The sequence below is a fragment of the Dactylosporangium sp. McL0621 genome (assembly GCF_049995355.1).
Classification (GTDB): Bacteria; Actinomycetota; Actinomycetes; order Mycobacteriales; family Micromonosporaceae; genus Dactylosporangium.
Map to the genome: position 1 here is coordinate 636237 of NZ_CP188259.1, position 21812 is coordinate 658048.

The 21812-nt window shown below is 71.4% G+C and carries 21 protein-coding genes, 1 tRNA gene and 1 pseudogene; 8 read left to right on the forward strand and 15 right to left on the reverse strand.

Features of this window, described 5'->3' with window-relative positions; all coding sequences use genetic code 11:
• Positions 1–32 precede the first annotated feature (32 nt).
• A complete protein-coding gene (locus tag ACPPVO_RS02905; RefSeq protein WP_426509767.1) occupies positions 33–488 on the reverse strand; it encodes an SRPBCC family protein in 456 nt (151 codons plus the stop codon).
• Positions 489–556: 68 nt separating this feature from the next.
• On the opposite strand from ACPPVO_RS02905, the gene ACPPVO_RS02910 reads away from it, so the two are divergent.
• On the forward strand, positions 557–2404 hold the full coding sequence (locus tag ACPPVO_RS02910) for a glycerol-3-phosphate dehydrogenase/oxidase (protein ID WP_426509768.1): 1848 nt from the start codon (positions 557–559) through the stop codon (positions 2402–2404).
• 112 nt (positions 2405–2516) lie between these two features.
• Here ACPPVO_RS02910 and ACPPVO_RS02915 read toward each other — a convergent pair whose 3' ends face one another.
• Positions 2517–4145 (reverse strand): GH25 family lysozyme, encoded by a 1629-nt coding sequence (locus ACPPVO_RS02915; RefSeq protein WP_426509769.1) that lies wholly within the window; start codon positions 4143–4145, stop codon positions 2517–2519.
• Positions 4146–4338: 193 nt separating this feature from the next.
• On the opposite strand from ACPPVO_RS02915, the gene ACPPVO_RS02920 reads away from it, so the two are divergent.
• Positions 4339–6519 (forward strand): diguanylate cyclase, encoded by a 2181-nt coding sequence (locus tag ACPPVO_RS02920; protein ID WP_426509770.1) that lies wholly within the window; start codon positions 4339–4341, stop codon positions 6517–6519.
• On the opposite strand, the gene bfr is transcribed toward ACPPVO_RS02920, so the two are convergent.
• The 3 genes from bfr to ACPPVO_RS02935 form a co-directional block, all read right to left on the reverse strand.
• The gene (gene bfr, locus ACPPVO_RS02925) at positions 6497–6976 is read right to left on the reverse strand and encodes a bacterioferritin (protein WP_426509771.1); all 480 of its coding nucleotides are present in this window, start codon (positions 6974–6976) and stop codon (positions 6497–6499) included. The two genes, ACPPVO_RS02920 and bfr, sit on opposite strands and share 23 nt — an antisense overlap.
• Positions 6977–7006: 30 nt before the next feature.
• On the reverse strand, positions 7007–7168 hold the full coding sequence (locus tag ACPPVO_RS02930; RefSeq protein WP_426509772.1) for a (2Fe-2S)-binding protein: 162 nt from the start codon (positions 7166–7168) through the stop codon (positions 7007–7009).
• A gap of 111 nt (positions 7169–7279) precedes the next feature.
• Positions 7280–7591 (reverse strand): DUF4031 domain-containing protein, encoded by a 312-nt coding sequence (locus ACPPVO_RS02935; protein WP_360382166.1) that lies wholly within the window; start codon positions 7589–7591, stop codon positions 7280–7282.
• 19 nt (positions 7592–7610) lie between these two features.
• Between ACPPVO_RS02935 and ACPPVO_RS02940 the strand changes: the two genes are divergently transcribed.
• Positions 7611–9002, forward strand: coding sequence for an FAD-binding oxidoreductase (locus tag ACPPVO_RS02940; RefSeq protein WP_426509773.1), 1392 nt, complete (start codon positions 7611–7613; stop codon positions 9000–9002).
• A gap of 92 nt (positions 9003–9094) precedes the next feature.
• A complete protein-coding gene (locus ACPPVO_RS02945; RefSeq protein ID WP_426509774.1) occupies positions 9095–9466 on the forward strand; it encodes a hypothetical protein in 372 nt (123 codons plus the stop codon).
• A gap of 39 nt (positions 9467–9505) precedes the next feature.
• Here ACPPVO_RS02945 and ACPPVO_RS02950 read toward each other — a convergent pair whose 3' ends face one another.
• The 3 genes and pseudogenes from ACPPVO_RS02950 to ACPPVO_RS02960 form a co-directional block, all read right to left on the reverse strand.
• Positions 9506–11176 carry a hypothetical protein gene (locus ACPPVO_RS02950; RefSeq protein WP_426509775.1) on the reverse strand — a complete coding sequence of 557 codons (1671 nt, stop codon included), beginning with the start codon at positions 11174–11176 and terminating at the stop codon, positions 9506–9508.
• Positions 11177–11322: 146 nt separating this feature from the next.
• Positions 11323–11556 carry a hypothetical protein gene (locus ACPPVO_RS02955; protein ID WP_426514958.1) on the reverse strand — a complete coding sequence of 78 codons (234 nt, stop codon included), beginning with the start codon at positions 11554–11556 and terminating at the stop codon, positions 11323–11325.
• Positions 11557–11762: 206 nt separating this feature from the next.
• Positions 11763–11828: pseudogene (locus ACPPVO_RS02960) on the reverse strand (SigE family RNA polymerase sigma factor); the annotation flags it as partial.
• Between the two features lie 92 nt (positions 11829–11920).
• On the opposite strand from ACPPVO_RS02960, the gene ACPPVO_RS02965 reads away from it, so the two are divergent.
• Together ACPPVO_RS02965 and ACPPVO_RS02970 are read left to right on the forward strand one after the other, a co-directional pair.
• Positions 11921–12214 carry a hypothetical protein gene (locus ACPPVO_RS02965; RefSeq protein ID WP_426509776.1) on the forward strand — a complete coding sequence of 98 codons (294 nt, stop codon included), beginning with the start codon at positions 11921–11923 and terminating at the stop codon, positions 12212–12214.
• Between the two features lie 19 nt (positions 12215–12233).
• Positions 12234–12485, forward strand: coding sequence for a Uma2 family endonuclease (locus tag ACPPVO_RS02970; RefSeq protein WP_426514507.1), 252 nt, complete (start codon positions 12234–12236; stop codon positions 12483–12485).
• A gap of 146 nt (positions 12486–12631) precedes the next feature.
• Here ACPPVO_RS02970 and ACPPVO_RS02975 read toward each other — a convergent pair.
• The 3 genes from ACPPVO_RS02975 to ACPPVO_RS02985 all read right to left on the reverse strand — a co-directional run bounded on the left by ACPPVO_RS02975 (position 12632) and on the right by ACPPVO_RS02985 (position 14852).
• Positions 12632–12705 (reverse strand) — tRNA-Pro (locus tag ACPPVO_RS02975).
• Between the two features lie 84 nt (positions 12706–12789).
• Positions 12790–13962: an alpha/beta hydrolase family protein gene (locus tag ACPPVO_RS02980; RefSeq protein ID WP_426509777.1), complete on the reverse strand. Its 1173-nt coding sequence runs from the start codon at positions 13960–13962 to the stop codon at positions 12790–12792.
• Positions 13959–14852 carry a metallophosphoesterase gene (locus ACPPVO_RS02985; RefSeq protein WP_426509778.1) on the reverse strand — a complete coding sequence of 298 codons (894 nt, stop codon included), beginning with the start codon at positions 14850–14852 and terminating at the stop codon, positions 13959–13961. The genes ACPPVO_RS02980 and ACPPVO_RS02985 overlap by 4 nt, the downstream gene beginning before the upstream one ends.
• Positions 14853–14916: 64 nt before the next feature.
• On the opposite strand from ACPPVO_RS02985, the gene ACPPVO_RS02990 reads away from it, so the two are divergent.
• Entirely contained in the window at positions 14917–15369 is a 453-nt protein-coding gene (locus tag ACPPVO_RS02990; protein ID WP_426509779.1) for a GatB/YqeY domain-containing protein, read from the forward strand.
• A gap of 69 nt (positions 15370–15438) precedes the next feature.
• On the opposite strand, the gene ACPPVO_RS02995 is transcribed toward ACPPVO_RS02990, so the two are convergent.
• Positions 15439–17913 carry a transglycosylase domain-containing protein gene (locus tag ACPPVO_RS02995; RefSeq protein ID WP_426509780.1) on the reverse strand — a complete coding sequence of 825 codons (2475 nt, stop codon included), beginning with the start codon at positions 17911–17913 and terminating at the stop codon, positions 15439–15441.
• Positions 17914–18347: 434 nt separating this feature from the next.
• On the opposite strand from ACPPVO_RS02995, the gene ACPPVO_RS03000 reads away from it, so the two are divergent.
• Positions 18348–18659: a WhiB family transcriptional regulator gene (locus tag ACPPVO_RS03000; RefSeq protein ID WP_426509781.1), complete on the forward strand. Its 312-nt coding sequence runs from the start codon at positions 18348–18350 to the stop codon at positions 18657–18659.
• A gap of 9 nt (positions 18660–18668) precedes the next feature.
• On the opposite strand, the gene ACPPVO_RS03005 is transcribed toward ACPPVO_RS03000, so the two are convergent.
• The 3 genes from ACPPVO_RS03005 to ACPPVO_RS03015 are packed head-to-tail and all read right to left on the reverse strand — an operon-like array spanning position 18669 to position 21730.
• Positions 18669–19811, reverse strand: coding sequence for an ArsA family ATPase (locus tag ACPPVO_RS03005; RefSeq protein WP_426509782.1), 1143 nt, complete (start codon positions 19809–19811; stop codon positions 18669–18671).
• A 28-nt stretch (positions 19812–19839) separates the two neighbouring features.
• Complete coding sequence (locus tag ACPPVO_RS03010; RefSeq protein WP_426509783.1) at positions 19840–20817, reverse strand: ArsA-related P-loop ATPase; 978 nt, start codon at positions 20815–20817, stop codon at positions 19840–19842.
• Positions 20818–20848: 31 nt separating this feature from the next.
• A complete protein-coding gene (locus tag ACPPVO_RS03015) occupies positions 20849–21730 on the reverse strand; it encodes a hypothetical protein (protein WP_426509784.1) in 882 nt (293 codons plus the stop codon).
• Positions 21731–21812: the final 82 nt, after the last annotated feature.

Consider the following 21812-nt stretch of genomic DNA (forward strand, 5'->3'; position numbering starts at 1 on the left):
GCGGCGCAACGGCGCAATGGCGCGTGACGGACCTACCCGCGCTGAGCGGCGGCCACCCGGCGCTCGGCGATGTCGGCCAGGCGCTGGAGGGCCTCGGCGTTGCGGAAGTGCAGGAAGAGGTCGCCGACCTTGTTGCGCACGCCCAGCAGCGGGCCCTCGGTGAACTGCTCCTGCATGGTGACCCGCGTCGCCCGGTCGTCGAGCCGGTCGAGGGTGAACTTCACGTGCCCGGCGCCGAACGGCCACAGGTGCACCTTCAGCAGCAGCATCCGGCCCGGCTCCCAGTCCAGCGACTCGCTGCGGTCGCGGATCGAGACCGGCCACGGGCCGGCCTTGTGGTGCAGCCGGGTGCCGGGCGCGGGCCACGCGTCGTCGACGTCGCGGATGTGCGCGGTGCCGACCACCCAGTCGGAGTACGACCAGCCGTCGGACAGCACGGAGTACACGGCTTCGGCGGGCGCCCGCACGATGCGTTCGGTGATTGACACAACTCCTCCCATTCCCTCAGCCGCGCATCTCACACCAACGGCGTGGCGGGCGCGGCTACCGTGTAGTAGTGCGCCGTGAACCCTCCACGTCCCGTTTCGAGGCGTCCCGCCTGTCGCCCGCGCGCCGTGCCGGCGACGTGGCCCGGCTGCGTCGTGAGCGTTTCGACGTCCTGATCATCGGCGGGGGCGTCACCGGCGCCGGGGCCGCCCTCGATGCCGCCTCCCGCGGCCTGTCGGTCGCCCTCGTCGAGGCCCGCGACCTGGCTGCCGGCACCTCGAGCCGGTCCTCCAAGCTTATCCACGGCGGCCTGCGCTACCTCGAGCAGCTCGAGTTCGGCCTGGTCAACGAGGCCCTCCAGGAGCGCGGCCTGCTCGCCTCCCGGCTCGCGCCGCACCTCGTGCGCCCGGTGCCGATCCTGGTGCCGCTGCCCGCCCACCGCGGGTTCGTCGGCCTCGGCCAGCGGGCCTGGCAGCGGGCGTACTACGGCGCCGGCGTCGGCCTCTACGACGCGTTCGCCGCCACCTCGCGCCTGCGCCGCTCGTCGCCGCCGGGGATGCCGCTGCACCGGCACCTGTCGCGCGCGGAGACGCACCGCCGCTTCCCGTCGCTGCGCGAGGACGCGATCAGCGGCGCGATCCAGTACTACGACGGCCAGGTCGACGACGCCCGCCTGGTCGCGACCCTCGCCCGGACCGCGGCCAGCCTCGGCGCCGCGATCGTGCCCAGCGCCCGCGCGGTCGGCCTGCTCCGCGACGCCCGCGAGGTCACCGGCGTGCGGGTGCGCGATCAGGAGACGCGCGAGGAGTTCGAGGTGCACGCGCGCACTGTCGTGGCCGCGACCGGCGTGTGGATGGACGACATCGCCGGCATGCTTTCGGAGCAGGGGCCTCGGGAGTCGGCCGGCCTGCAGGTGCGGGCCAGCAAGGGCGTCCATTTGGTGGTACCCCGCTCCGCCATCACGGGCGAAGCCGGCCTCATCCTGCGCACCCCGTCGTCGGTGCTCTTCGTCATCCCGTGGGGCGGGCACTGGATCATCGGCACGACCGACACGGACTGGAACCTGGACCGCGGCCACCCGGCGGCGTCGGCGACGGACATCTCCTACCTGCTGGGCCAGGTCAACGCCGTGCTCGACCGCCCGCTCGGCACCGGGGACATCGAGGGCGTCTACGCGGGCCTGCGCCCGCTGCTGTCCCGCGAGGCCCGGCACCGCCAGCCGCACAGCCGGGACGAGCAGACCTCGGCCCTCTCGCGCACGCACGCCGTCGTCGAGCCGATGCTGGGCCTGATGCTGATCGCCGGCGGGAAGTACACGACCTACCGGGTGATGGCCGCGGACGTCATCGACCGCGTCGCGCACCGCCTGGGCGGCCTGCGCCGGCACGGCGGCCTGGTGCCCGCGTCCCGGACGGCGGACCTGCCCCTGCTGGGCGCGGACGGTTACTATCCACTGTGGACGAACCGGGCGGATCTGGCCCGCCGGCACGCAATTCCGGTCGGCGTGCTCGAGCACCTGCTCGAGCGGTACGGCTCGCTGGCCTTCGAGGTCCTCGCGCTCGACTCGGACCTGCGCCGCCCGGTCGCGGGCGCGCCGGAGTACCTGGCGGCGGAGGTGGCGTACGCGGCCCGGGCCGAGGGGGCGCTGCACCTGGAGGACGTGCTGACCCGCCGCACGCGCATCTCGTTCGAGACCGAGCACCGCGGCACGGCGACGGCCCAGGACGCGGCCCGGGTGATGGGCGACGTGCTGGGCTGGGACGCCGCGACGCGCTCGCGCGAGGTGGACCACTACCTGGCCCGGGTGGCGGCGGAGCAGGAGTCGCAGCGGATGCCGGACGACCTGACGGCCGACGCGGCCCGCCTGGGCGCGCCCGACGTCCGGGGTTTCCAGGCGGACCGGGCCACGGCGGTGTAGCTACGCGCAGCTCCAGCGGACCGGCACGACCGCCGACCGACCGGCCGGCAGTGCCGGCAGTCGGGGGCCACGAAAAAGGGGGGCCGGAGCCCCCCTTTCCCGTCGCGCCCGTCTATCCGATCTTGGTGAACTTCTCCCAGGCGCCGACCGCGGTGCGGTTGGCGACGAGCCGGCCCCCGTTGTCGAGGTCGGCGGTGACGTACGCCCCGTTGGCCCCGGCGAGCACGCTCACCGTGCCGTCGCCGTTGTCCTGCAGCCGGAACCGTTCCCACGGCCCGACGGCGGCCCGGTTCGCGACCAGCTTGCCCCCGTTGGTGAGGTCGGCGGTCACGTAGGACGAGTTGGCGTGCGCGCGCAGCGCCACGTCACCGCTGCCGAGGTCGATGACGTCGTACTGCTCCCAGGCCCCGGCCGCGTCCCGGTTGGCGGTCAGCGTGGCCGTGTTGTTCAGGTCCGTGGTCACGAACTTGCTGTTGGCGTTCGCCTTGAGGGTGACCAGTGCCGGTGCGGGCACCTTGGCGAACTTCTCCCAGGCCCCGACCGCGGCGCGGTTGGCGATGAGCCGGCCCCCGTTGTCGAGGTCGGCGGTGACGTACATGCCGTTGGCCGCCGCGAACAGGCTGATGCTGCCGTCGGAGTTGTCGCCGACGGTGAACTTCTCCCACGCGCCGATCGCGGTCCGGTCGGCGACGAGCTTGCCGCCGTTGGTGAGGTCCGCGGTCACGTAGAGCCCGTTGGCGTGCGAGCGCAGCGCGATGTCGCCGTTGCCGGCGTCGAGCACGTCGTACTGCTCCCAGACCCCGATCGCGTCGCGGCTCGCGGTCAGCGTGGAGCCGTTGTTGAGGTCGGCGGTCACATACTTGCTGTTGGCGTTGGCCCGCAGCTCGACCGGCGGCCCGTCGGCCGGGATGTCACCGGCGAGCTTGGTCAGCGCCGCGTAGTCGCCGTTGAAGGCGTTCTTGTCGTAGTTGCCGGCCTGCGAGTTGTTGCCGGCCCCGTACTGCCACAGCGTGAACTTCGTCCAGCCGCTGGGCAGGTTGGTCGGCGCGGTGGCCGTGTAGCTGGCCAGGTCGAGCGGGTTGTTCGAGAACTCGGCGTTGCTGCCCGTGCACGGGTTCCACCAGTTCACGTTCGTGTAGATCATCATGTCTCGGCCGGTGCGGGCCTTGACCTGGTCGACGAAGCCGTGGATCCACGCGACCATCGCCGCCGGCGTGAGGTTCCAGCAGGCGGGAAGGCCGAGCGAGGAGTACGGCCACTCCATGTCCAGGAACGGGATCAGGGTCCGGGAGTTGTTGACCCACTCCGCGCGGTCGATGAAGTAGTTCGCCTGGCCGACGGGGTCGCCGAGGTCCGGGCGGGCGAAGTGGTACGCCCCGGTGAGGATGCCGGCGCCCTTGGAAGCGGCGTTGTCGGCGTGGAAGTAGGGGTTGACGTAGAAGTTGCCCTCGGTCGCCTTGATGTAGGCGAAGCGGCCGCCGCTCGCGGCGACACCGGGCCAGTCGATCGGGTAGGACGAGTGGTCGTGGCTGGAGACGTCGATGCCGAGGATCGAGTAGCCCGCCGGCGCCGCGGTGACGGCGGCGGTGGCCGAGTGTGCCCCGGGCGGAAGGCCGCCCTGGGCGTGTCCGCCTCCGTCGCCCGACGGCTGGGCCGAGGCGGGCCCGGCCACACCGATCGAGAGCAGGCCGCAGGCGAGAACCGCGGCGGCGAGCTTGGGTACGGATAACCGTAGCGACATGCCCGGAAATGTACGCACCAAAGTGAATTCGTGTTGCCCCTGATGCGTGTGGGATCGGTGAAAGTGTTGTGTCCGGTCGTCCGGCGAAAATGGCACGAAGGGTGGACACCGGACGGCCGGCAGTCGGTCCTCCGATGCGCCAATTGCCCCCGAACACCTCAGCGGGGCCCCGGTAAAGCCGATCAAGCTGGCGATGAACGTGCAGGATCCCGTCACCGGCGCCCATACGCGCGCCGCCCTGGACGCCGCCCTGCACGAGGTCGGCGGGGCCAGCCTGCTGCTCTTCGACGTCGACCACTTCAAGACCGTCAACGACGCCTTCGGGCACCTGCGCGGCGACCTGCTGCTGCGTCAGCTCGCCGAGCGCATCCAGGGGCTGATCCGCGCCGATGACGTGCTGTTCCGCTACGGCGGCGACGAGTTCGTGCTGCTGCTGCCGGGCACCGCGCCCGATGAGGCGCTGCGGTTGGCGATCCGGCTCACCGACGAGGTGCGCGCCCGGGAGTTCGCGGGCACCCCGCCGCTGCATCTGTCGATCAGCATGGGGGTGGCGTCCAGCCCGGCCGACGGTACCGACGGCGAGACCCTCGTCGCCGCCGCGGACCGCCGCAACTACCTGGCCAAGCGGCGGGGCCGGGGCCAGGCGGTCGGCGACGACATCGAGGCGGACCCGGCGGCCGGCTCGTCGCGCCTGTGGGAGCGCGACGCCGCGCTGAGCGCCACGCAGGAGTTCATGACCCGCGTGTCGGCGGGCCTGCGCGGGTCGCTGCGCGTCACGGGGCCCAAGGGCGCCGGGCACACGCGGTTCCTGTGCGAGGTCGCGCAGATCGCGCGGCTGCGGGGCTTCGCGACAGAGCTCTCCGGCAGTACGGCGGACGCCTCGGGCAAGCCGGTGATCCGGCTGGCCGACGTGGGTGAGCCGGAGCGGGCGCGCGCGGTCGACGCCGACTTCGAGATCACCATCGACACCGCCCTGCCGGTCGCGCAGCTGTGCCGCCGCCTCGACGGCCCGCTGGAGAAGCGGCTCGCCGCGCTGGTGGACAAGCACCTCGTGGTGCGCGACGACGACGCCGGGCGCTACCACCTGCTGTCCACGATCCGCGCGTACGCCCGCAACCGCCTCGGCGACGAGCCCGGCCCGGCCGACCGGCACGCGGACTTCTACGCGGCGTTCGCGGAGGCCTCCGCGGTCGGGCTCACGGGGCCGGAGCAGGCGGAGTGGACCGGCCGCATCGAGACCGACTACGAGAACGTCCGGGCCGCGTTCGGCCACGGCGCCGGGCCCACGCGCATGCGGATCTCCCTGGGGCTGTGGCGGTACTGGCCGCGGCGACGTGGCGGGCGCCCGCGCCGCGCTGGACGAGAGCCTGGCCCTGAGCCGGCAGGTCGGCGACGCGTTCGGCGCGGCGATGGCCCAGCACCAGCTCGGGCTGGCCGCGCTGGCCGAGGGCGACCGCGTGGAGGCGCTGCGGCTGCTCGTGGCGGCGCTTGTCACCCGCCACGAGGTCGGCGACCGGCTCGACCTGGCGATCTCGCTGGACGTGGTCGCGGCCCTGCTCGCGGCCGACGACCCGGCGCACGCGGCGCGGCTGGCCGGGGCGGCGGACGGGCTGCGGGCCCGGCACCGGCTGCCGGAGCCGCCGGACGCGCAGACGCTGCGCTCGCAGACCCTGCTGCGCATCGCCGCCCACCAGCGCGACCGGGCGGCCGGGCGCGCGGTGAGCCTCGACCACATCGTGGAGAGCGTGGGGCACCTAAGCTCGTAGTCGTGATCGAGGCTTGGCAGCGGATCTTCCCGGGCGAGCGGACGGTGGGGCGGGACCTGCTGGCCCGCTGGTCGCAGCCGCACCGGCGGTACCACACGCTGGCCCACCTGGCCGTGATGCTGCGCGTCATCGACGAACACGCCGACCTGGCCGACGACGCCGACGCGGTGCGACTGGCGGCGTGGTTCCACGACGCGGTCTACGAGGTGTTCGCCGCCGACAACGAGGAGCAGAGTGCGGCCCTGGCGGGTACAACCCTTGCCGCACTTGGCTTTTCCGCGGAGCGCGCGGCGGAGGTGGCGCGACTGGTGCGCCTGACCGCCGGCCACGCGGTCGAGCCGGGCGATCGCAACGGCGCCCTGCTGGCGGACGCGGATCTGGCCATTCTGGCGTCGGAACGGCCGGACTACGACCGTTACGCCGCGGCGGTCCGCGAGGAGTACGCGGCGGTGCCGGACGACGTGTTCCGGCCGGGGCGGGCGGCCATCCTGCGGAAACTGGCGGACCTGCCGGAGCTTTTCCGGGTCGTACCGGCACGGGCGGAGTGGACCGCCCGTGCCCGCGCCAACCTGGAGACGGAGATCGCTACGCTTCTGGGTGCTCGGTGACGTTCTGCAGGTACAGCGCCTCGCCGAGCTTCTCGATGAGCCCGAGCTGGGTCTCGAGGTAGTCGACGTGGTGCTCCTCGTCGGCGAGGATCTCCTCGAAGATGTTCGCCGAGGTGATGTCGCCGATGGAGCGCATGTACTCGATGCCGCGCCGCAGCCGGTCGACGGCCTCCATCTCGATCTGCATGTCGCACTTGAACTGCTCCGGCACCGACTCGCCGATGCGCAGCGGGAACAGGCGCTGGTAGTTCGGCAGGCCCTCCAGGAACAGGATCCGATCGGTGAGCACCTCGGCGTGCTTCATCTCGTCGATCGACTCGTGCTTGGTGTGCTTGGCCAGGATCGTGTATCCCCAGTTCTCCTGCATCTTGGCGTGCAGGAAGTACTGGTTGATCGCCGTGAGCTCGGCGGTCAGCTGCTCGTTCAGAAACTCGATGACTCGTGCGTCCCCTTGCATGGTGGCAGGTTACGCCCCGAACGCCCGTTTCTAGTTGAAAACGGGCACCGCGGCCGCGTTTTCGGCGTCGATCAGGTCGGCGATGCGGTCCAGGCAGGTGCCGCAGCCCGTGCCGGCGCCGCACTCGTCGCCGACGGAGTCCTCGCTGCGCGCGCCGGACTGGATGACCCGGCGGATTTCGCACTCGCGCACGCGGTGGCAGATGCAGACATACAAAGGGGTGCTCCCTAAAGCGACACAGGCCTTGGCGGTGACGTAGTCGGCCCGCTCCGGCTCGCTTAGCCTTACCTAAGCAAGGGTTGCCTAATCTTGCCGCGGAAACAACCCCTGACCAGCCTTTTTCTTGCCCCGAGAATCGGACAAATGGCGCGGTCGCCGCAGCCCGGCGGCAACCAGGCGCTCGACGATCACCCGCTGGCTCACCCGGGTGGCCCCCAGCCACACGGCGATCTGCGCCCGTTCGGCCGAGACGTCGTAGTGGTCGCGCTCGAACGCCCGCCGCGGCACCCCGACCAGCTCCGCGAAGGCGTGCAGCTCGGCCGCCGACACATCGCTGATCAGATGGGCGAAGAGGCGCCCGTGGGCGGGCCACCGGGGCGTGTCGATGTAGAGCACAACCACTAGCGTGCCAGGTATGGATCTGCTCGAGGAGTTGCGGGCGGCGCTGCCCCACGAGGGCGGGGTGCTGACCGATCCGGACCTGCTGCGCTCGTACGAGCACGACGAGGCGGACCTGGTGCCGTACGGCACGCCCGCCGTGGTCGTGCGCCCGCGCACCACCGGTCAGGTGTCCGCCGTCCTGCGCGCCGCGAGCCGCCACCGCGTGCCGGTCATCCCCCAGGGCGCCCGCTCGGGCCTGGCCGGGGGGGCCAACGCCATCGACGGCGCGATCGTGCTGTCCCTGATCGCGATGAACGACATCATCGACATCGACGCCGAGAACCGCATCGCGGTCGTCCAGCCCGGCGTGGTCAACGCCCAGCTGCGCCGCGCGGTGGCCGAGCAGGGCATGTACTACCCGCCGGACCCCGGGTCCTGGGAGCAGTCGACCATCGGCGGCAACGTGTCCACCGACGCCGGGGGCATGTGCTGCGTGAAGTACGGGGTCACCAGCGACCACGTGCTCGGCCTCGAGGTGGTGCTGGCCAGCGGCGAGGTGCTCAACTGCGGCCGGCGCACCGCCAAGGGGGTTGCCGGCTACGACCTGACCAGCCTCTTCGTCGGCTCCGAGGGCACCCTGGGCGTGATCACCGAGATCACCGTCCGACTCCGCCCCGCGCCCGAGCCGTCGCTGACCCTGGTCGCGGTCTTCGACACGTTCGCGGCCGCCGGCGCCGCGGTCTCGGCCGTCGTGGGCTCGGGCCTGACCCCGAGCATGCTCGAGGTCATCGACCGGGTGGCGATGAGCGCGATCGAGGCGTACCGCCCGATGGGTCTACCCACCACCGCGGCGGCGCTGCTGATCGCCTCCGTCGACTCGGGCGTCCGCGCGCCGGACGACCTCGCGGCGATCTCGGCCATGTGCCACCAGGCCCGCGCCGCGGACGTCTTCGTGGCCGCCGACGCCACCGAGGCCGACGCGCTGCTCGCCGCCCGCCGCCTGGCCCACCCGGCCCTGGAGCACTTCGCGGCGCACCTGTTCCCGCTGGGCGGCGGGATCATGGTGGACGACGTGGCGGTACCGCGGACCCGGCTGGTCGAGCTGATCGAGGGCATCGAGCGCATCGCCGAGGAGCACGGCGTGGTGGTCGCGACCGTCGGCCACGCCGGCGACGGCAACCTGCACCCGATAATCGTGATCGACCGCTCCGACGCGTTGAGCCTGGCGCAGGGCCAGAAGGTGTTCGACGCCATCATGTCGCTGGGCCTGTCCCTGGGCGGCACCTCGACCGGCGAGCACGGCGTGGGCCTGCTCAAGCGCGACTGGCTGGCGCGCGAGATCGGCCCGACGGGCCTGAAGGCGCACCGCTCCATCAAGGCCGCCCTGGACCCGGACAACATCCTCAACCCCGGCAAGATCTTCTGACCGCTGGCACGTTTCCGGGATTCGTCTCGATCTTGCGTTCCCTAACGTTCTTGTCATCACCGAGTTGCCTTTGATGACAGGGAGATAGAGACATGAGCGACGTCGACTACGGGCAGTACGAGGCCGGCCAGGACAGCGGCGAGCTGGACCAGCTGCACCAGGCTTCGGGCTCCGAGCAGGACGCCGGCAGCCAGTTCGGGGTGTACGAGCAGGACCACTCGGCGGCCGAGTCGACGGACTTCGCGCAGGGGCGCCACGAGGAGTACGAGGTCCCGGGGGGCGTGCGTTACGAGTCGGACGACTACACGAACTACAGCCACGACGCGTCGGTCGACGACCACGTGTTCGCGGCCGAGGGCTCCGAGTCCTCGCACCAGGCCGAGTTCTCCGAGCTCGACGCCCTGCAGGAGCGCTTCGGCAGCGCGTTCGCCCAGGGCACCGCCTTCAGCGGCACCGGTAACTGAGATGTGGCCCGCGCCTCGGCGCGGGCCACATCTGTTTGCCTATGGGGTCCGATCCGACGGCGGGTAAGGCCAGTCGAGCCGGGGATTCTCCGACTCGGCCTCCGACTCCTCCGGCGGCTCGCCGGCCGGCACGGGCACCGGTTCGGGTACGGCGGCGGCGGGCACGGGCCGCGGCGCCTGCGCGGCCCGGGCGGGCGTGGGCACCGGCGCCGGGCGGCGGCGGACCGTTGCCAGCAGCTCGCGCGGGGTCGGGATGACGCTCCACAGCGGACGGTCCGGCATTCGGTCGGCGGGGGCCAGCCGCCCCCACATGACGGCCACCGCTACACAGGCGGCGAAGACGAAGTACCACGGCCAGTAGTTCTGCCCCGTGCCCGGGTTGGTCTCCACGGCCGGGAGTATCCGTGCGGCGTGGGGCTCGCGGATGCGGGCGGCCAGCCAGGTCAGGACCGGGTCGTTGGCGTCGCCGCCGCTGGACGTGAAGCGGCCGAGCAGCATGATGTCGCCGGTGACCGTGATCGCGAAGCCGACCAGGCCGGTGAGCATCGACAGCGCCAGCGGCAACCAGTTGTGCAGGCGCTGCAGGGTCACCGCCACGTAGAACGCGAGCAGCGGCACGAGCACGACCGGCAGCCGCCCGGGCGGCGTGAACCCGGCCCACCACGTGCGGAACGTCGAGACGGCCAGGATGTACGGCAGGATCACCGCGAGCAGCATCCAGTGCGACTGCATGCGGCCGTGGCGCCGGCCCACCAGGAACATTCCGGGCACGGCCAGGGCGAGCACCGGGAAGTGGCTGATGAGGCCGTACTGCCGGTCGAAGAGAATGCCCGCGAGGCCGGTCTGCGGCGGGATCTGGAACAGGCCGTCGCCGAGCGCGGAGTTGCCGGGGGCGGGGCTCAGCGACCGGTAGTGCGTGTAGTTGAAGATCTCCAGCGCGAGCAGGAGCACGACCATCGGCACCGCGGCCGGGATGTACGCCGTCAGCGCCCGCACGCCCTTGAGGCCGCCGCGGTCGACCCGCAGGAGCAGCAGCACCCCGAGGATCACGGTGAACAGCGTGAACCGGCCGTGCACCCAGGGCATCCAGCCCAGCCCGGCCGAGGCGAGCGCGACCTGCCACTTGGCCGGCCGCGCGGCGACGAGCACGCGCACGGCGTACGCGACGAACAGGGCGCCGAACGGGTCGATGAACAGCATGGAGGCGTACATGTACAGCGGCGTGGCGACCACGAACAGCCCGGTGACGATCGCCGCGTAGGAGCGGACGATGCCGAGCTCGCGCATGATGCGGTACATGACGCCGACGGTGAGGACGCTGGCCAGCACGACGACGAGCTGGGCGCCGTAGCGGCCCCAGATCTCGTACGGGATGGTCCACAGGATCGGCCCGCCGAAGTTGTGCAGCGGCACCATGATGCCGTCGGCGTTGGGGTACACGTGCGCCTCGATGTTGTCCGGGTAGAACACCCGGTAGTCACCGTTGGCGTAGGCCTGCGTCAGGTCGAACGTGTGGTACTTGCCGAGCGCGATGCTCATGATCAGGTAGTGCGGCTCGTCGCCGAGCGGCGGCATGCCGAGTCGCATCTTCGCCGCGATCGCGTAGAGCACCGCCGAGAACGCCATCAGCGTCCAGGCCAGCTGCCGGTCGCCGAACCGCAGCCGCACCTCGGGCTCCGGATCCGCCGTCTGGGTTGAACGGTTCGCCACTTGCTACCTCCGAGCCATCACACGCGCGCGACGGCGAAGGTAGCACGCCGCCGGAGTCCGGGTCGTCCTTCGGGGTGATGGACTCTTCCGGCCGAAAGGGGTAAACGGTGCTACCCAGCCTTCGCGATCTTGTAAAGCCGCAGCCCCTAGGCACAGTGCCAGACGGCCGGGCGGGTCTGCTCGCCGTCGATGACCGCCCCGGCGACCGCGAGCGTGCCGCCCACGGTCGTGCCACCGGGGTCGATCGCTACGGCCACGCCGTTCGCCGCGCCCGGCGTGTCCAGCAGCGTCGGCACGCAGCCCGCCGCCGGGTTCCCGGCCGTGGACGGCGGCGCGCTCGTCGCCGGGCCCTCGACGCCCGCCGGCGGCCCGGCCCGCATCGGTCCAGCAGGAACCGCAGGACCAGCACCGCCCGCTGGCGCGGGGGCAGCCGGCGCAACGCGGCCACGAGCCCGTCCCGGTCGTCCACCCCGGCGTGCGGGTCGCCACCGGGAGCGTCCAGGAGGCCGCTCGACGAGCCGGACCCGCGCCCACGAGTGCGCCGCTCGTCGATGACGGCGTGCACGAGCATCCGGTGCACGTAGGCGTCGACGTTGTCGCTGCGGGAGACCCGCTTCCAGTGCTGGTACAGCCGCGTGATGGTCGCCTGCACGGCGTCGTCGGCGCGATTTCTCCCGAGCGGGTGCCCGCCTGTCGCCGCCGGGTATGCGCTCGTGGGACGCTGTTCGTGGGGGTGAGTCGCCGATGGGCGTGAACGTGCTGGAGCACGCGGGGCCGTGGAGTGAAGATGAGAACTTCACGCTTGGCGAGACGCCGAACCGGGTCGAGTTGATCGATGGGAGCCTGCTGGTGAGTCCGGTGCCGGGGGTTCGGCACCAGATCTTGTCCCGCCGCATCGCGAATGCTCTGGACGCCGGCGCCTCGGATGCCGGGCTGCTCGTCCTGGAAGCGGTAAACGTCCGCCTGCGTACCGCCGAATCGTCATCCCGGACCTCGTCGTGTCGGATGTGGAGGACGGGTCGACGATCGACGCGATGACGTCTCCCTGGTCGGCGAGATCGTTTCACCCAGCAACGCGGCGACGGACCGGTTGGTGAAGACTCAGTTGTATGCCGCCGCACGGATTGACTGGTACATGCTGATCGAGCCGGAGGCGCCGTCCTCCGTGACGCTGCGTCTGCTGCGCCTGGAGGGCGAGCACTACGTCGAGCACCTGGTAGCCGGCCCGGGGGAGACGCTGACGTCGGACGCCCCGTTCGCGATCCGCCTCGAGACCGATGCGCTGGCTGCGCGGCGCGCCTCTTCCTGATCGGCTCTTCGCTGCTGCAGTGCCTGCCCACGCACAACGGGATGTCTTCCGTGACCTAGGAGCTTTCTCCCGCGAGGGGCTGGGAGACGACTCAGGGCCGATCCCTCGCGATGAGGAAACCGACCCTGGCCTGGTGTTTCACGAAGTCGGGGTAGCCGGATTTGAACCGACGGCCTCTTCGTCCCGAACGAAGCGCGCTACCAAGCTGCGCTATACCCCGAGCGTGCCGAGTAATCGTAGCCCACGCCCGTCGCATCCCCAACTCGGTATCCCCCGTGTCGGTCGGGGCCGGGCTGAGCTGGGCTTATATCGACTTCAGGAACGACGCGAGGTGTTGCTCGTACACGGAGGGATCCAGGTTCCAGCCCCGGCAGTGACCCGCCTCACGGGTCTCGACCAGGGTCACGTGCTCGGCCGCGGCGTGGGCGAAGTCCACGGTCGGGGCCGGCGCCACGGTGCGGTCGTCGTGGTCCACGTAGAGCAGGGTGGGCACGTCCAGGCGGGCCGCCAGCGGGCGGTAGTCGAGGTCGGCGCCGGCGACGCCCAGGCGGTGCTGGATGAGCTTGAGCGCCGTCCAGGTCCAGACCGGCGGGACGTTGAGCTGGCGGGCGTTCATGCGCAGCGTCTCCTTCCAGTCGACGACCGGGCAGTCCAGGACCAGGGCGCGCAGGAAGCCGTCGTGATCCCACTCGCGCAGCAGGTTGAGGATCGCGGCGCCGCCCATCGACCAGCCCATGAGGATCACGTCGCGGGCGCCGGCCGCGCGGGCGTAGTCGATCGCGGACTTCACGTCGCGCCACTCGGTGTAGCCGAGGTGGAAGCGGTGGTCGTAGGACGGCGGGGCGTCCGGGTCGTTGCGGTACGAGACGACGAGCGTGCGGTGGCCGGAGGCGGCGAGGGTGGGCAGGGCGCGCAGGGCCTCGCCGCGCGGGGCGCCGCGGCCGTGCACAGCGATGATCCAGGTGTCGTCGGCCGGGCCGGTGGGCGGGACGAGCCACGCCGGGAGCGGTCCGAGCTCGCCCGGGACGACCACCTCGTCGAACGGCAGGCCGCGGGCGCTCGACGGGTCGCCCTCGAAGACATAGCCCGAGGTGTACCCGCGCACGCCCGTCGTCAGCGCACCCCGCGTGACCTCGGCCACCTCGCGGGTCACGGTGGCGCGGTCGACGGAGATGACGTCGCCGAGGATGGCGTGGCCCGTGGCCCAGACGAACGACAGCGGGATGTTGCGCGCCGTGTCGGGGGTGCGGGTCAGCGTCATCCGGTTGCCCGCGTAGGCGCGTACGCGCACGGGGTACACCCGCTGGCCGTTCACGTTGAGGACCTGCCCGGCCAGGAACCAGCCCGCCCCGGCGGTGCCCGTGGGCAGGAGCACGGCGAGCCCGGCGGCCCCGGCGATGCCTGCGTAGGCGGCCCGCCGCGGCCATTTGCGGATCGCCCCGACCGGGGCCGGGAGCGACTCGGCCTGGGCGGTCATCGCGGGATGAGGGTCAGGATCGTTGCCTCCGGGGGGCAGGCGAAGCGGATCGGCGCGGTCGGGTGGGTGCCCAGGCCGGCCGAGACGTGCAGGTACGCCTCCGAGAAGGGCCAGCGGTGCAGGCCCTTGGCCATGCTCCGGTCGAGGCCGCAGTTGGTGATCAGGGCGCCGTAGAACGGGACGGCGACCTGCCCGCCGTGGGTGTGCCCGGCCAGCAGCAGGTCGAAGCCGTCGTCGGCCATGCGGTCGAGGATGCGCGGCTCGGGGGAGTGGGTCAGCCCGATGCGCAGGTCGACGTCGGCCGCGGCCGGGCCGGCGACGGCGTCGTAGTCGTCGCGGCCGACGTGCGGGTCGTCGACGCCGACGAGCTCGACGGTGCGGCCGCCCGCCTTGATCGTGGTGCGGGCGTTGTTCAGGTCGGCCCAGCCGGAGCCGGCCAGCACGTCGCGCAGCTCCTCGGCGGGCAGCGCGGCACCCTGCACGTACGGCTTGTGCTTGTTGAAATACCCGAGCGGGTTCTTGAACACCGGGCCGTGGTAGTCGTTGGAGCCGAAGACGAACGCGCCGGGCCGGTCCAGCAGCGGCGTGAGCGCGCGGACGACGGCGGGGACGGCGTCGACGTGGGCCATGTTGTCGCCGGTCACGATGACCAGGTCGGGGTCGGTGCCGGCCAGCTCGGCCACCCAGCGCTGCTTGCGGTGCTGGCCCGGCATCATGTGCAGGTCGCTGATGTGCAGCACCCGCAGCGGCTCGGCGTCGGGGGCGAGCACCGGCACGTCGAAGCGGCGCAGGGTGAACATGTTCCGCTCGACGAGCGAGGCGTAGGCAAAGGTGGCGGCGCCGGCGGCGACGGTGCCGGCCGCGAGTCGCAGAACGGTCTTCGAGCGCATCCGCTCAGCCTACCGGCGCTTTTGCAACGGAATATGAGCATGATCCGACCGATAGACTTTTCTCATGTTGAAGGCACGCCTGGAATCCGACCTGCGCGACGCCATGAAGGCTCGTGACGAGCTGGTGACGTCGACCCTGCGGATGGCGATCGCCGCGGTGCGAAACGCGGAGGTCGCCGGCAAGTCCGCCCGTGAGCTCTCCGACGACGAGATCCTCTCGGTGCTCACCAAGGAGGCCAAGAAGCGGCGCGAGGCCGCCGACGCGTTCGCCGGCGCGGGCCGCGAGGCCCAGGCGGCGAAGGAGCGCGCCGAGGAGGAGGTCATCGCGGGGTACCTGCCCAAGCAGCTCTCCGAGGACGAGCTCGCCGGCATCGTGCGCGACGCCCTCGCCGCCGGCGGGTTCAGCGGACCCCAGCAGATGGGGCCGGCGATGAAGGCCGCGCAGGCCGCGGTCGCCGGGCGCGCCGAGGGCGGCCGGGTCGCCGCGCTCGTCAAGGCGCAGCTGACCGCGGGCTGACGCAAACCCGACAGCGAAAACGGCGGGCGCCCCTCGAGGGTGCCCGCCGTTTTTCATGCCTTCAGGTGATCAGCACACCCACGGGATCGGGCAGTTGCCGTTGTCGTTCGGAACGTCGCCGTTGGGCACCGCGTCGTTCCCGCCGCCGTTGTTGTCACCGTTGTTGTTGCCGGCGTAGGGCGCGGCCGGCGCGCCCGGGCCCTTGCTGACGACCAGCTGGACCGAGCTGCCCTTGGCCGTGGAGCCGGCCGGGTTGGTGCGGTCCACCGTGCCCGGCGGGCACTGCGAGGCGACCTGGCCGGACGCGACCGAGACCGAGAAGCCCGCGTTCTTGATCTTGGCCCGGGCCTGGTCGACCGAGAGGCACTTGACCGACGGGATGTCGACCAGCTTGCCCTGCGAGCGGTCCTTCGTCGGCGGGGTGAACTGCACGACCGGCTGGCCGGCCAGGCCGTCGCGGAGCACCCCCAGCGCGGCGTAGTTGACCGGCGGGTGCTTCATGTCCTTGTTGGTCTCGGGCCAGTCCGGGTCGGTCAGGAAGCCCGACACCGCGAGCTGCTTGGTCATGACGGTGAACGTGGCGCTCTTCTCGGAGTCCGTCGTGCCCGTCTTGCCGGCGATCGGCCGCTTCACGAAGTCCCGGGCGTACCCGGCGGTGGCGCCGGCGCACTTGCCCGACGCCGACTGGTCGCCGACCGGGCAGCGGGCCATGTCGACCGCAGCGCGGGCGACCTCGGGGTCGATGGCCTGCTTGCACTTGGGGTCGAGTCCGTCGACCTTCTTGCCGTTGTTGTCCTTGACCTCGAGGATCGGGGTCGGCTCGCAGTACACGCCGTCCGCGGCGAGCGTGCCGTAGGCGTTGGCCAGCTGCAGCGGGGTCGTCGCCGAGACGCCCAGGGTGAACGCGCCCCAGCCCTTCGGGTTGGCCGCGAGCTTGGCGTCCTCGGGGGCGTTGAACTGGATGCCCATGCGCTTGGCCACGTCGACCACGTGGTCGACGCCGACCTGCTGCTCCAGCGGCACGAAGAACGTGTTGATGGAGCTGCCGAAGCCGGTCCACATGTTGTACGGGCCGGACTGGCCGCCGGAGTTCTTCGGGCAGTAGTGGTTGCCGTTGCAGGCGGCGGGGCTGCCGGAGCTGATGATGAAGTCGGAGACGAACTGCTTCTCCGTCTGGATCGTCGTGGCCAGCGGCAGCCCGGACTCGAGGGCCGCGACCGCGGTGAAGATCTTGAACGCGGAGCCGGCCTGGTAGCCGGGGATGTCCGTGTCACCGGTGATGATCGGCACCGTGGTGTTGGGCCAGTTGCCCTTCTGGTTCTTCTTGTCCGGGTTGGTGTTCTTGCCGTTCTGGGTCTGGTCGTTGCTGAAGTTGCGGTTGGTGGCCAGGGCGGTCACGCGGCCGGTGCCGGGCTGGATCGCCGCGAGCATCATCGCGTTGGACTGGCCCAGGGTGACCTTCTGGTCCTTGGAGACGAGGGGCTGGTCCTGGGCGTACCTGAACGCCGCCGTCTGCGTCTGGATGTCGAGCGAGGAGATGACCGTGTAGCCGCCGGCCCGCAGCCGGTTGGCGCGCTGGTACTGGTCCTCGCCGAACACCTTCTGGTCGGTCCACCAGCGGCGCATGTAGTCGCAGAAGAAGCCGGCACCGAGCTCCGGGCGCTGGATCGACTCGCAGCCCTCGGGGGTCCGCTTGCCGACGATGGTGAGCTTCACGCCGCTGGCGGCGTCGGCCGCGGTCTTGTCGATGTAGCCCATCGAGACCATCTGGTTCAGCACGTACTTCTGCCGCTCCAGCGCCCGCGGCAGGCCCTCGGCCGTGGCCGGGTCGTTCGTGCCGGGCGCCTTGACGAGGCCGGCGATGAGCGCGGCCTCGGGGAGCGTGAGGTCCTTGGGGTCCTTCTCGAAGTAGACGTGCGCGGCCGCGAAGACGCCGTAGGCGCCGTGGCCGAAGGGCGCGATGTTGAGGTACCGCTCGAGGATCTCCTTCTTGGAGAGCTTCTTCTCGAGGTCGATCGCGTACTTCATCTCGCGCAGCTTGCGCGTGGGCGTCTTGTCGGTGGCGTCCACGACCTCCTGCGGCGTGCGCGCGGAGTAGGCGATGGCCTGGCGCACGTACTGCATCGTGAGCGTCGAGGCGCCCTGCTCGGTCTGCCCGCCGGCGTTCTGGTTGGCCACGAACGCGCGGGCCACACCCTTCACGTCGACCCCGCGGTGCTCGTAGAACCGGTTGTCCTCGGCCGCGACCATCGCCTGCTGCATGACCGGGGCGACGTCGTCGATCTTCACGTCGCGGCGGTTCTCGTCGTACATCATCGCCAGCAGCGTCTTGCCGTCGGAGGCGTAGACGTAGGAGATCTGCGGCGAGGGCAGCACGTCGATGTCGGTCGGCAGGTTCTCGAACGTGTCGGATCCGGCCTTCGCGGCCAGACCGGACATCGCAACCGCCGGGAATGCGGCCGCGGCCACCACAAGTCCGGCCAAGAGCCCACACAGCAGCAGAGAAGCCGCGTTGGGCAGCAGGCCGTGCTCGCGTTTGCGCATCCAGGTCACCGCCTCAGACTACGGGACGACGTCAGGAGGCCGCGTCCAGATGGAGGCGCCCTCGTTGTCCTAGACGCGTCACACCGAGTGTGAGGTTGACCCAGTTCCGATTCTGCGGCACGCCGCACGGGGGCCGTCGGCATTTTGGGCAAATCGCACCCGCTAGTGGCACAGCGGTAGCACGAACCGGCCTTTTGGTGGATCGCGAAAGGCCGGTTAACCTGGTGCAATAACGTTGCGTAACTGGACGACTACAGAGCATGATGTTCCGGAAAGCTCCTCTCGGGGTTCCCATGGCCGGGGATCCCGCTGTCGCGGCCGGGCAATCCGGCGAACTGCACCCGAATGCCATGGGGGGACGTGGTTTGGGCGCTTTTCGCCGGGGCAAGACCGGCGGATGGACCCGGGGGGAGTCCAAGGGGGGAAGAGGAAATATGAGCATGGTCGTCGACTGGCCCAGCATCGCCGCGTGTCGCAATGGCGACCCGGACGCCTTGTTCGTCCAGGGTGCCGAGCAGAACGTGGCGAAGCGGATCTGCCGGAGCTGCCCCGTGCGGTACGAATGCCTGGCGGACGCCCTCGACAACCGGATCGAGTTCGGGGTGTGGGGCGGAATGACCGAGCGCGAGCGCCGCGCGTTGCTGCGCCGTCATCCGCAGGTGCCCAGCTGGCGCAAGATGTTCGAAGCGGCCATGGACCGCAACGGCGTCAGCAAGGACACCAAGGAGCTGGTGCCGACCGGCTGATCGCAGCCGCTATGCGAGAGTCGCTCCGATCGCGCGCAGCCCGTCGAGGTCATGGACGTCGGCGGGCTGGGCCGGAATGCGGACGACCGGCACGCCGGGGTGGGCGCGCAGGAACCGGCCGGAGACCGCCGCCTGCCGATCGTGCTGGTCGGCCAGGTCCGCGTGCACCCGCAGCACTTCCGCCGTCGCCCGGTGGTCGCCGAGCTCGTCGAGACGCTCCGCGGCCGCCCGGGCGTCGTCCGCCGCGAGCGCCGGCGCCGCGACCGGCACCACCCGGTTGAGCACCAGGCCCGCCAGCGGCATGCGGTCGGCCGCGAGCCGCCCGGCGAAGTAGACCGCCTCGCGCACCGCGTCGGGCTCGGGCGACGCGACGACCAGGAACGCCGTCTCGGGGGCCTGCAGCACGCGGTACGTCTGCTCGGCGCGCTCGCGGAAGCCGCCGAACATCGAGTCCAGCGCGCCGACGAAGCCCGACAGGTCGGTCAGCAGCTGGGCGCCCAGGATCTTGGTCACGGTCCGGCTGAACAGCCCGAACGAGGCCGAGACCAGGTTGAACACGCTGCGGCCGCCGGCCCGCGCCGGGGCGAGCAGCAGGCGCAGCATCCGGCCGTCGAGGAACCGCGACAGCCGGGCCGGCGCGTCGAGGAAGTCCAGCGCCGAGCGCGACGGCGGGGTGTCGACCACGATGAGGTCCCACTCCTCGCGCGCCCGCAGCTGGCCCAGCTTCTCCATCGCCATGTACTCCTGCGTGCCCGAGAACGTCGAGCTCATGGCCTGGTAGAAGGGGTTGGCGAAGATCTCCTCGGCCTTCTTCGGGTCGGTGTGCGTGAGCACGACCTCGTCGAAGGTCCGCTTCATGTCCAGCATCATGGCCTGCAGCTCGGCCGAGTCCGGCTGGAGGCCCTTGACCTGGCGGGGCGTGTTGTCCAGCTCGGTGAGGCCGAGGGCCTGGGCCAGCCGCCGGGCCGGGTCGATGGTCAGGACGACCGTGCGCCGGCCGTGCTCCTCGGCCGCACGCAGCGCGAGCGCGGCGGCCGTCGTCGTCTTGCCGACGCCGCCCGAGCCGCAGCAGACCACGATCCGGATCGCGCGGTCGGCGAGGATCGCATCAAGATCGAGGCCGGGTGACCGCGTCTCGGCAGTGGGAGGCACCCTGCGAGCGTATCCGCTGCGGGCATCCTCAAGCAGTCGTGAGGAGCAGATCACCGAGCGACTCGAGGGTCGCCGCCGTCACACCCTCGGGGACGACCGGCAGCTCGACCACCGGCCGGCCGAGGCTCTGCAGCTCCGCGCGCAGGGAGGACTCGGCGGCGACCTTGGTCTGGTAGGCGCGCGCCTCGCCGGCCAGCCCGCCCAGCAGCTCCTTGTCGACCGGCAACCCGGCCGCGGTCAGCCCGCGGCGCAGGTCGGCCTGCGTGACCTTCACCCCGTCCAGCACCGGCGGGCGGGTGGCGTTGACGATCACGGTGCCGATCGGGATGCCCAGGCGGGTCAGCTCCTCGATCGCGTCCGAGGTCTCCTGGACCGGCATCTCCTCCAGGAGGGTGACCACGTGCACGGCGGTCATCGGCGAGCGCAGGATGGCCGCCACACCCTCGCTCTGGGTCTTGATCGGGCCGACCTTGGCCAGCCGTGCCGTCTCGGCCGTCACGTTGAGGAAGCGGCCCACCCGGCCGGTCGGCGGCGCGTCGAGCACGACGGCGTCGTAGACCCGGCGGCCGTCGACGGTCCGCGTGACCGCCTCCTTGATCTTGCCGGTCAGCAGCACGTCGCGCAGGCCCGGGGCGACCGTGGTGGCGAAGTCGACCGCGCCGACCTTGCGCAGGGCCCGGCCCGCCACGCCGAGGCGGTAGAACATCTCCAGGTACTCCAGCAGCGCCTCTTCGACGTCCACCGCCAGCGCCCGCATCTCCCCGCCGCCGCGGGCCGAGGCGATGCGCAGCTCCTGGTAGGGCAGCGGGTCGCGGTCGAAGAGCTGGGCGATGCCCTGCCGCGCCTCGACCTCGATCAGGAGGGTCCGTTTCCCGTCGCGCGCCAGTGCCAGCGCGAGGGCGGCGGCCACGGTCGTCTTGCCCGTGCCGCCCTTGCCGGTGACCACATGCAGACGGGCGGGCCAGCCGTAGCCGCCCCGCCCGTCCGAAGTCTCGCGCGCCGTCACGCCCTCGACGCTACCTGGTCGAGGCCATCCGTCACCCGGCGGTGATCTCGCACACGAACCAGCCCTTGCCCTTGGAGGCGATGTAGTGGTACTTCGTCTCCGCGACCTTCTCGTCGCTGGTCGTCACCTTCACCGTGGTGGCCAGCGTGGCCTCGTCGCCGGTCTGCTTCTCGACGGTCGGGGTCGGCCAGGTGTACGTCGGGCTGCTGAGGCTCGCGTCGTACTTGCGGATGTCGTCGATCCGCGCGTTCAGCTTCTCCTTGTTGCGCGACGAGGAGCAGACGTACTTGAGCGCCTCCTCGCTGTTCTTGTTCTTGTACACCGCGGTGAGGAAGCTGTTGACCGCCTCGACCGCCGTCGGCGCGCCCGTGCCCTGGTTGTTCTGCACCACGAAGTAGGCCGCGGCGCCGCCACCGCCGCAGAGCACGATCACGACGCCCAGGATGATCAACGTGATCATCAGGCCGCGCTTCTTCTTGACCGGGGCCTGCTGCGGGTAGACCGGGTAGCCCGGCGCCGGCGGGCCGGAGAACGGCGGCGCCATGCCCGGCTGCGGGATCCCGCTGGTCGGCGCGCCCATGGGTCCCGTCGGGAACTGGCCGGTGGGCGGCGGGAACTGCCCCGTGGGCTGCCCGAACGCGCCGGTGGCGGGCATCTGCCCGGTCGGCTGGCCGTAGGGCTGGGCGTACGGCTGCCCGGACATCGGCGGCGCCGAGGTGGGCGGCGCACCGTAGGGGTCCGGCTGCGGCGCGTACGGGTCCGGCTGCGGCGGCTGCACCGTGTACTGCTCGGGCTGCGGCGGCACGGCGAACGGATCCTGCACCGGCGGGGGCGGCGGCCAGCCCGGCTGACCGGGTTGTCCGGGTTGACCCGGATACTCGGGCTGACCCGGGTATGGGGGCGGTTGCGTCATTTCTCCCACCTTTGTGCGACACACGCGACGGCGGCCCTCACAGTAGCGTCACGCGGCCACCGATGGGGGGTCCCGATATCAG

Coding starts and splice junctions, on each gene's coding strand:
- ACPPVO_RS02990 (WP_426509779.1), top strand. CDS start 14,917: ATGTTGAAGGCACGCCTGGAATCCGACCTGCGCGACGCCATGAAGGCT.
- ACPPVO_RS02940 (WP_426509773.1), top strand. CDS start 7,611: ATGGATCTGCTCGAGGAGTTGCGGGCGGCGCTGCCCCACGAGGGCGGG.
- ACPPVO_RS02945 (WP_426509774.1), top strand. CDS start 9,095: ATGAGCGACGTCGACTACGGGCAGTACGAGGCCGGCCAGGACAGCGGC.
- bfr (WP_426509771.1), bottom strand. CDS start 6,976: ATGCAAGGGGACGCACGAGTCATCGAGTTTCTGAACGAGCAGCTGACC.
- ACPPVO_RS02965 (WP_426509776.1), top strand. CDS start 11,921: ATGGGCGTGAACGTGCTGGAGCACGCGGGGCCGTGGAGTGAAGATGAG.
- ACPPVO_RS02915 (WP_426509769.1), bottom strand. CDS start 4,145: ATGTCGCTACGGTTATCCGTACCCAAGCTCGCCGCCGCGGTTCTCGCC.
- ACPPVO_RS02985 (WP_426509778.1), bottom strand. CDS start 14,852: ATGCGCTCGAAGACCGTTCTGCGACTCGCGGCCGGCACCGTCGCCGCC.
- ACPPVO_RS03000 (WP_426509781.1), top strand. CDS start 18,348: ATGAGCATGGTCGTCGACTGGCCCAGCATCGCCGCGTGTCGCAATGGC.
- ACPPVO_RS02955 (WP_426514958.1), bottom strand. CDS start 11,556: ATGCGGGCCGGGCCGCCGGCGGGCGTCGAGGGCCCGGCGACGAGCGCG.
- ACPPVO_RS02920 (WP_426509770.1), top strand. CDS start 4,339: ATGAACGTGCAGGATCCCGTCACCGGCGCCCATACGCGCGCCGCCCTG.
- ACPPVO_RS02980 (WP_426509777.1), bottom strand. CDS start 13,962: ATGACCGCCCAGGCCGAGTCGCTCCCGGCCCCGGTCGGGGCGATCCGC.
- ACPPVO_RS03015 (WP_426509784.1), bottom strand. CDS start 21,730: ATGACGCAACCGCCCCCATACCCGGGTCAGCCCGAGTATCCGGGTCAA.
- ACPPVO_RS02995 (WP_426509780.1), bottom strand. CDS start 17,913: ATGCGCAAACGCGAGCACGGCCTGCTGCCCAACGCGGCTTCTCTGCTG.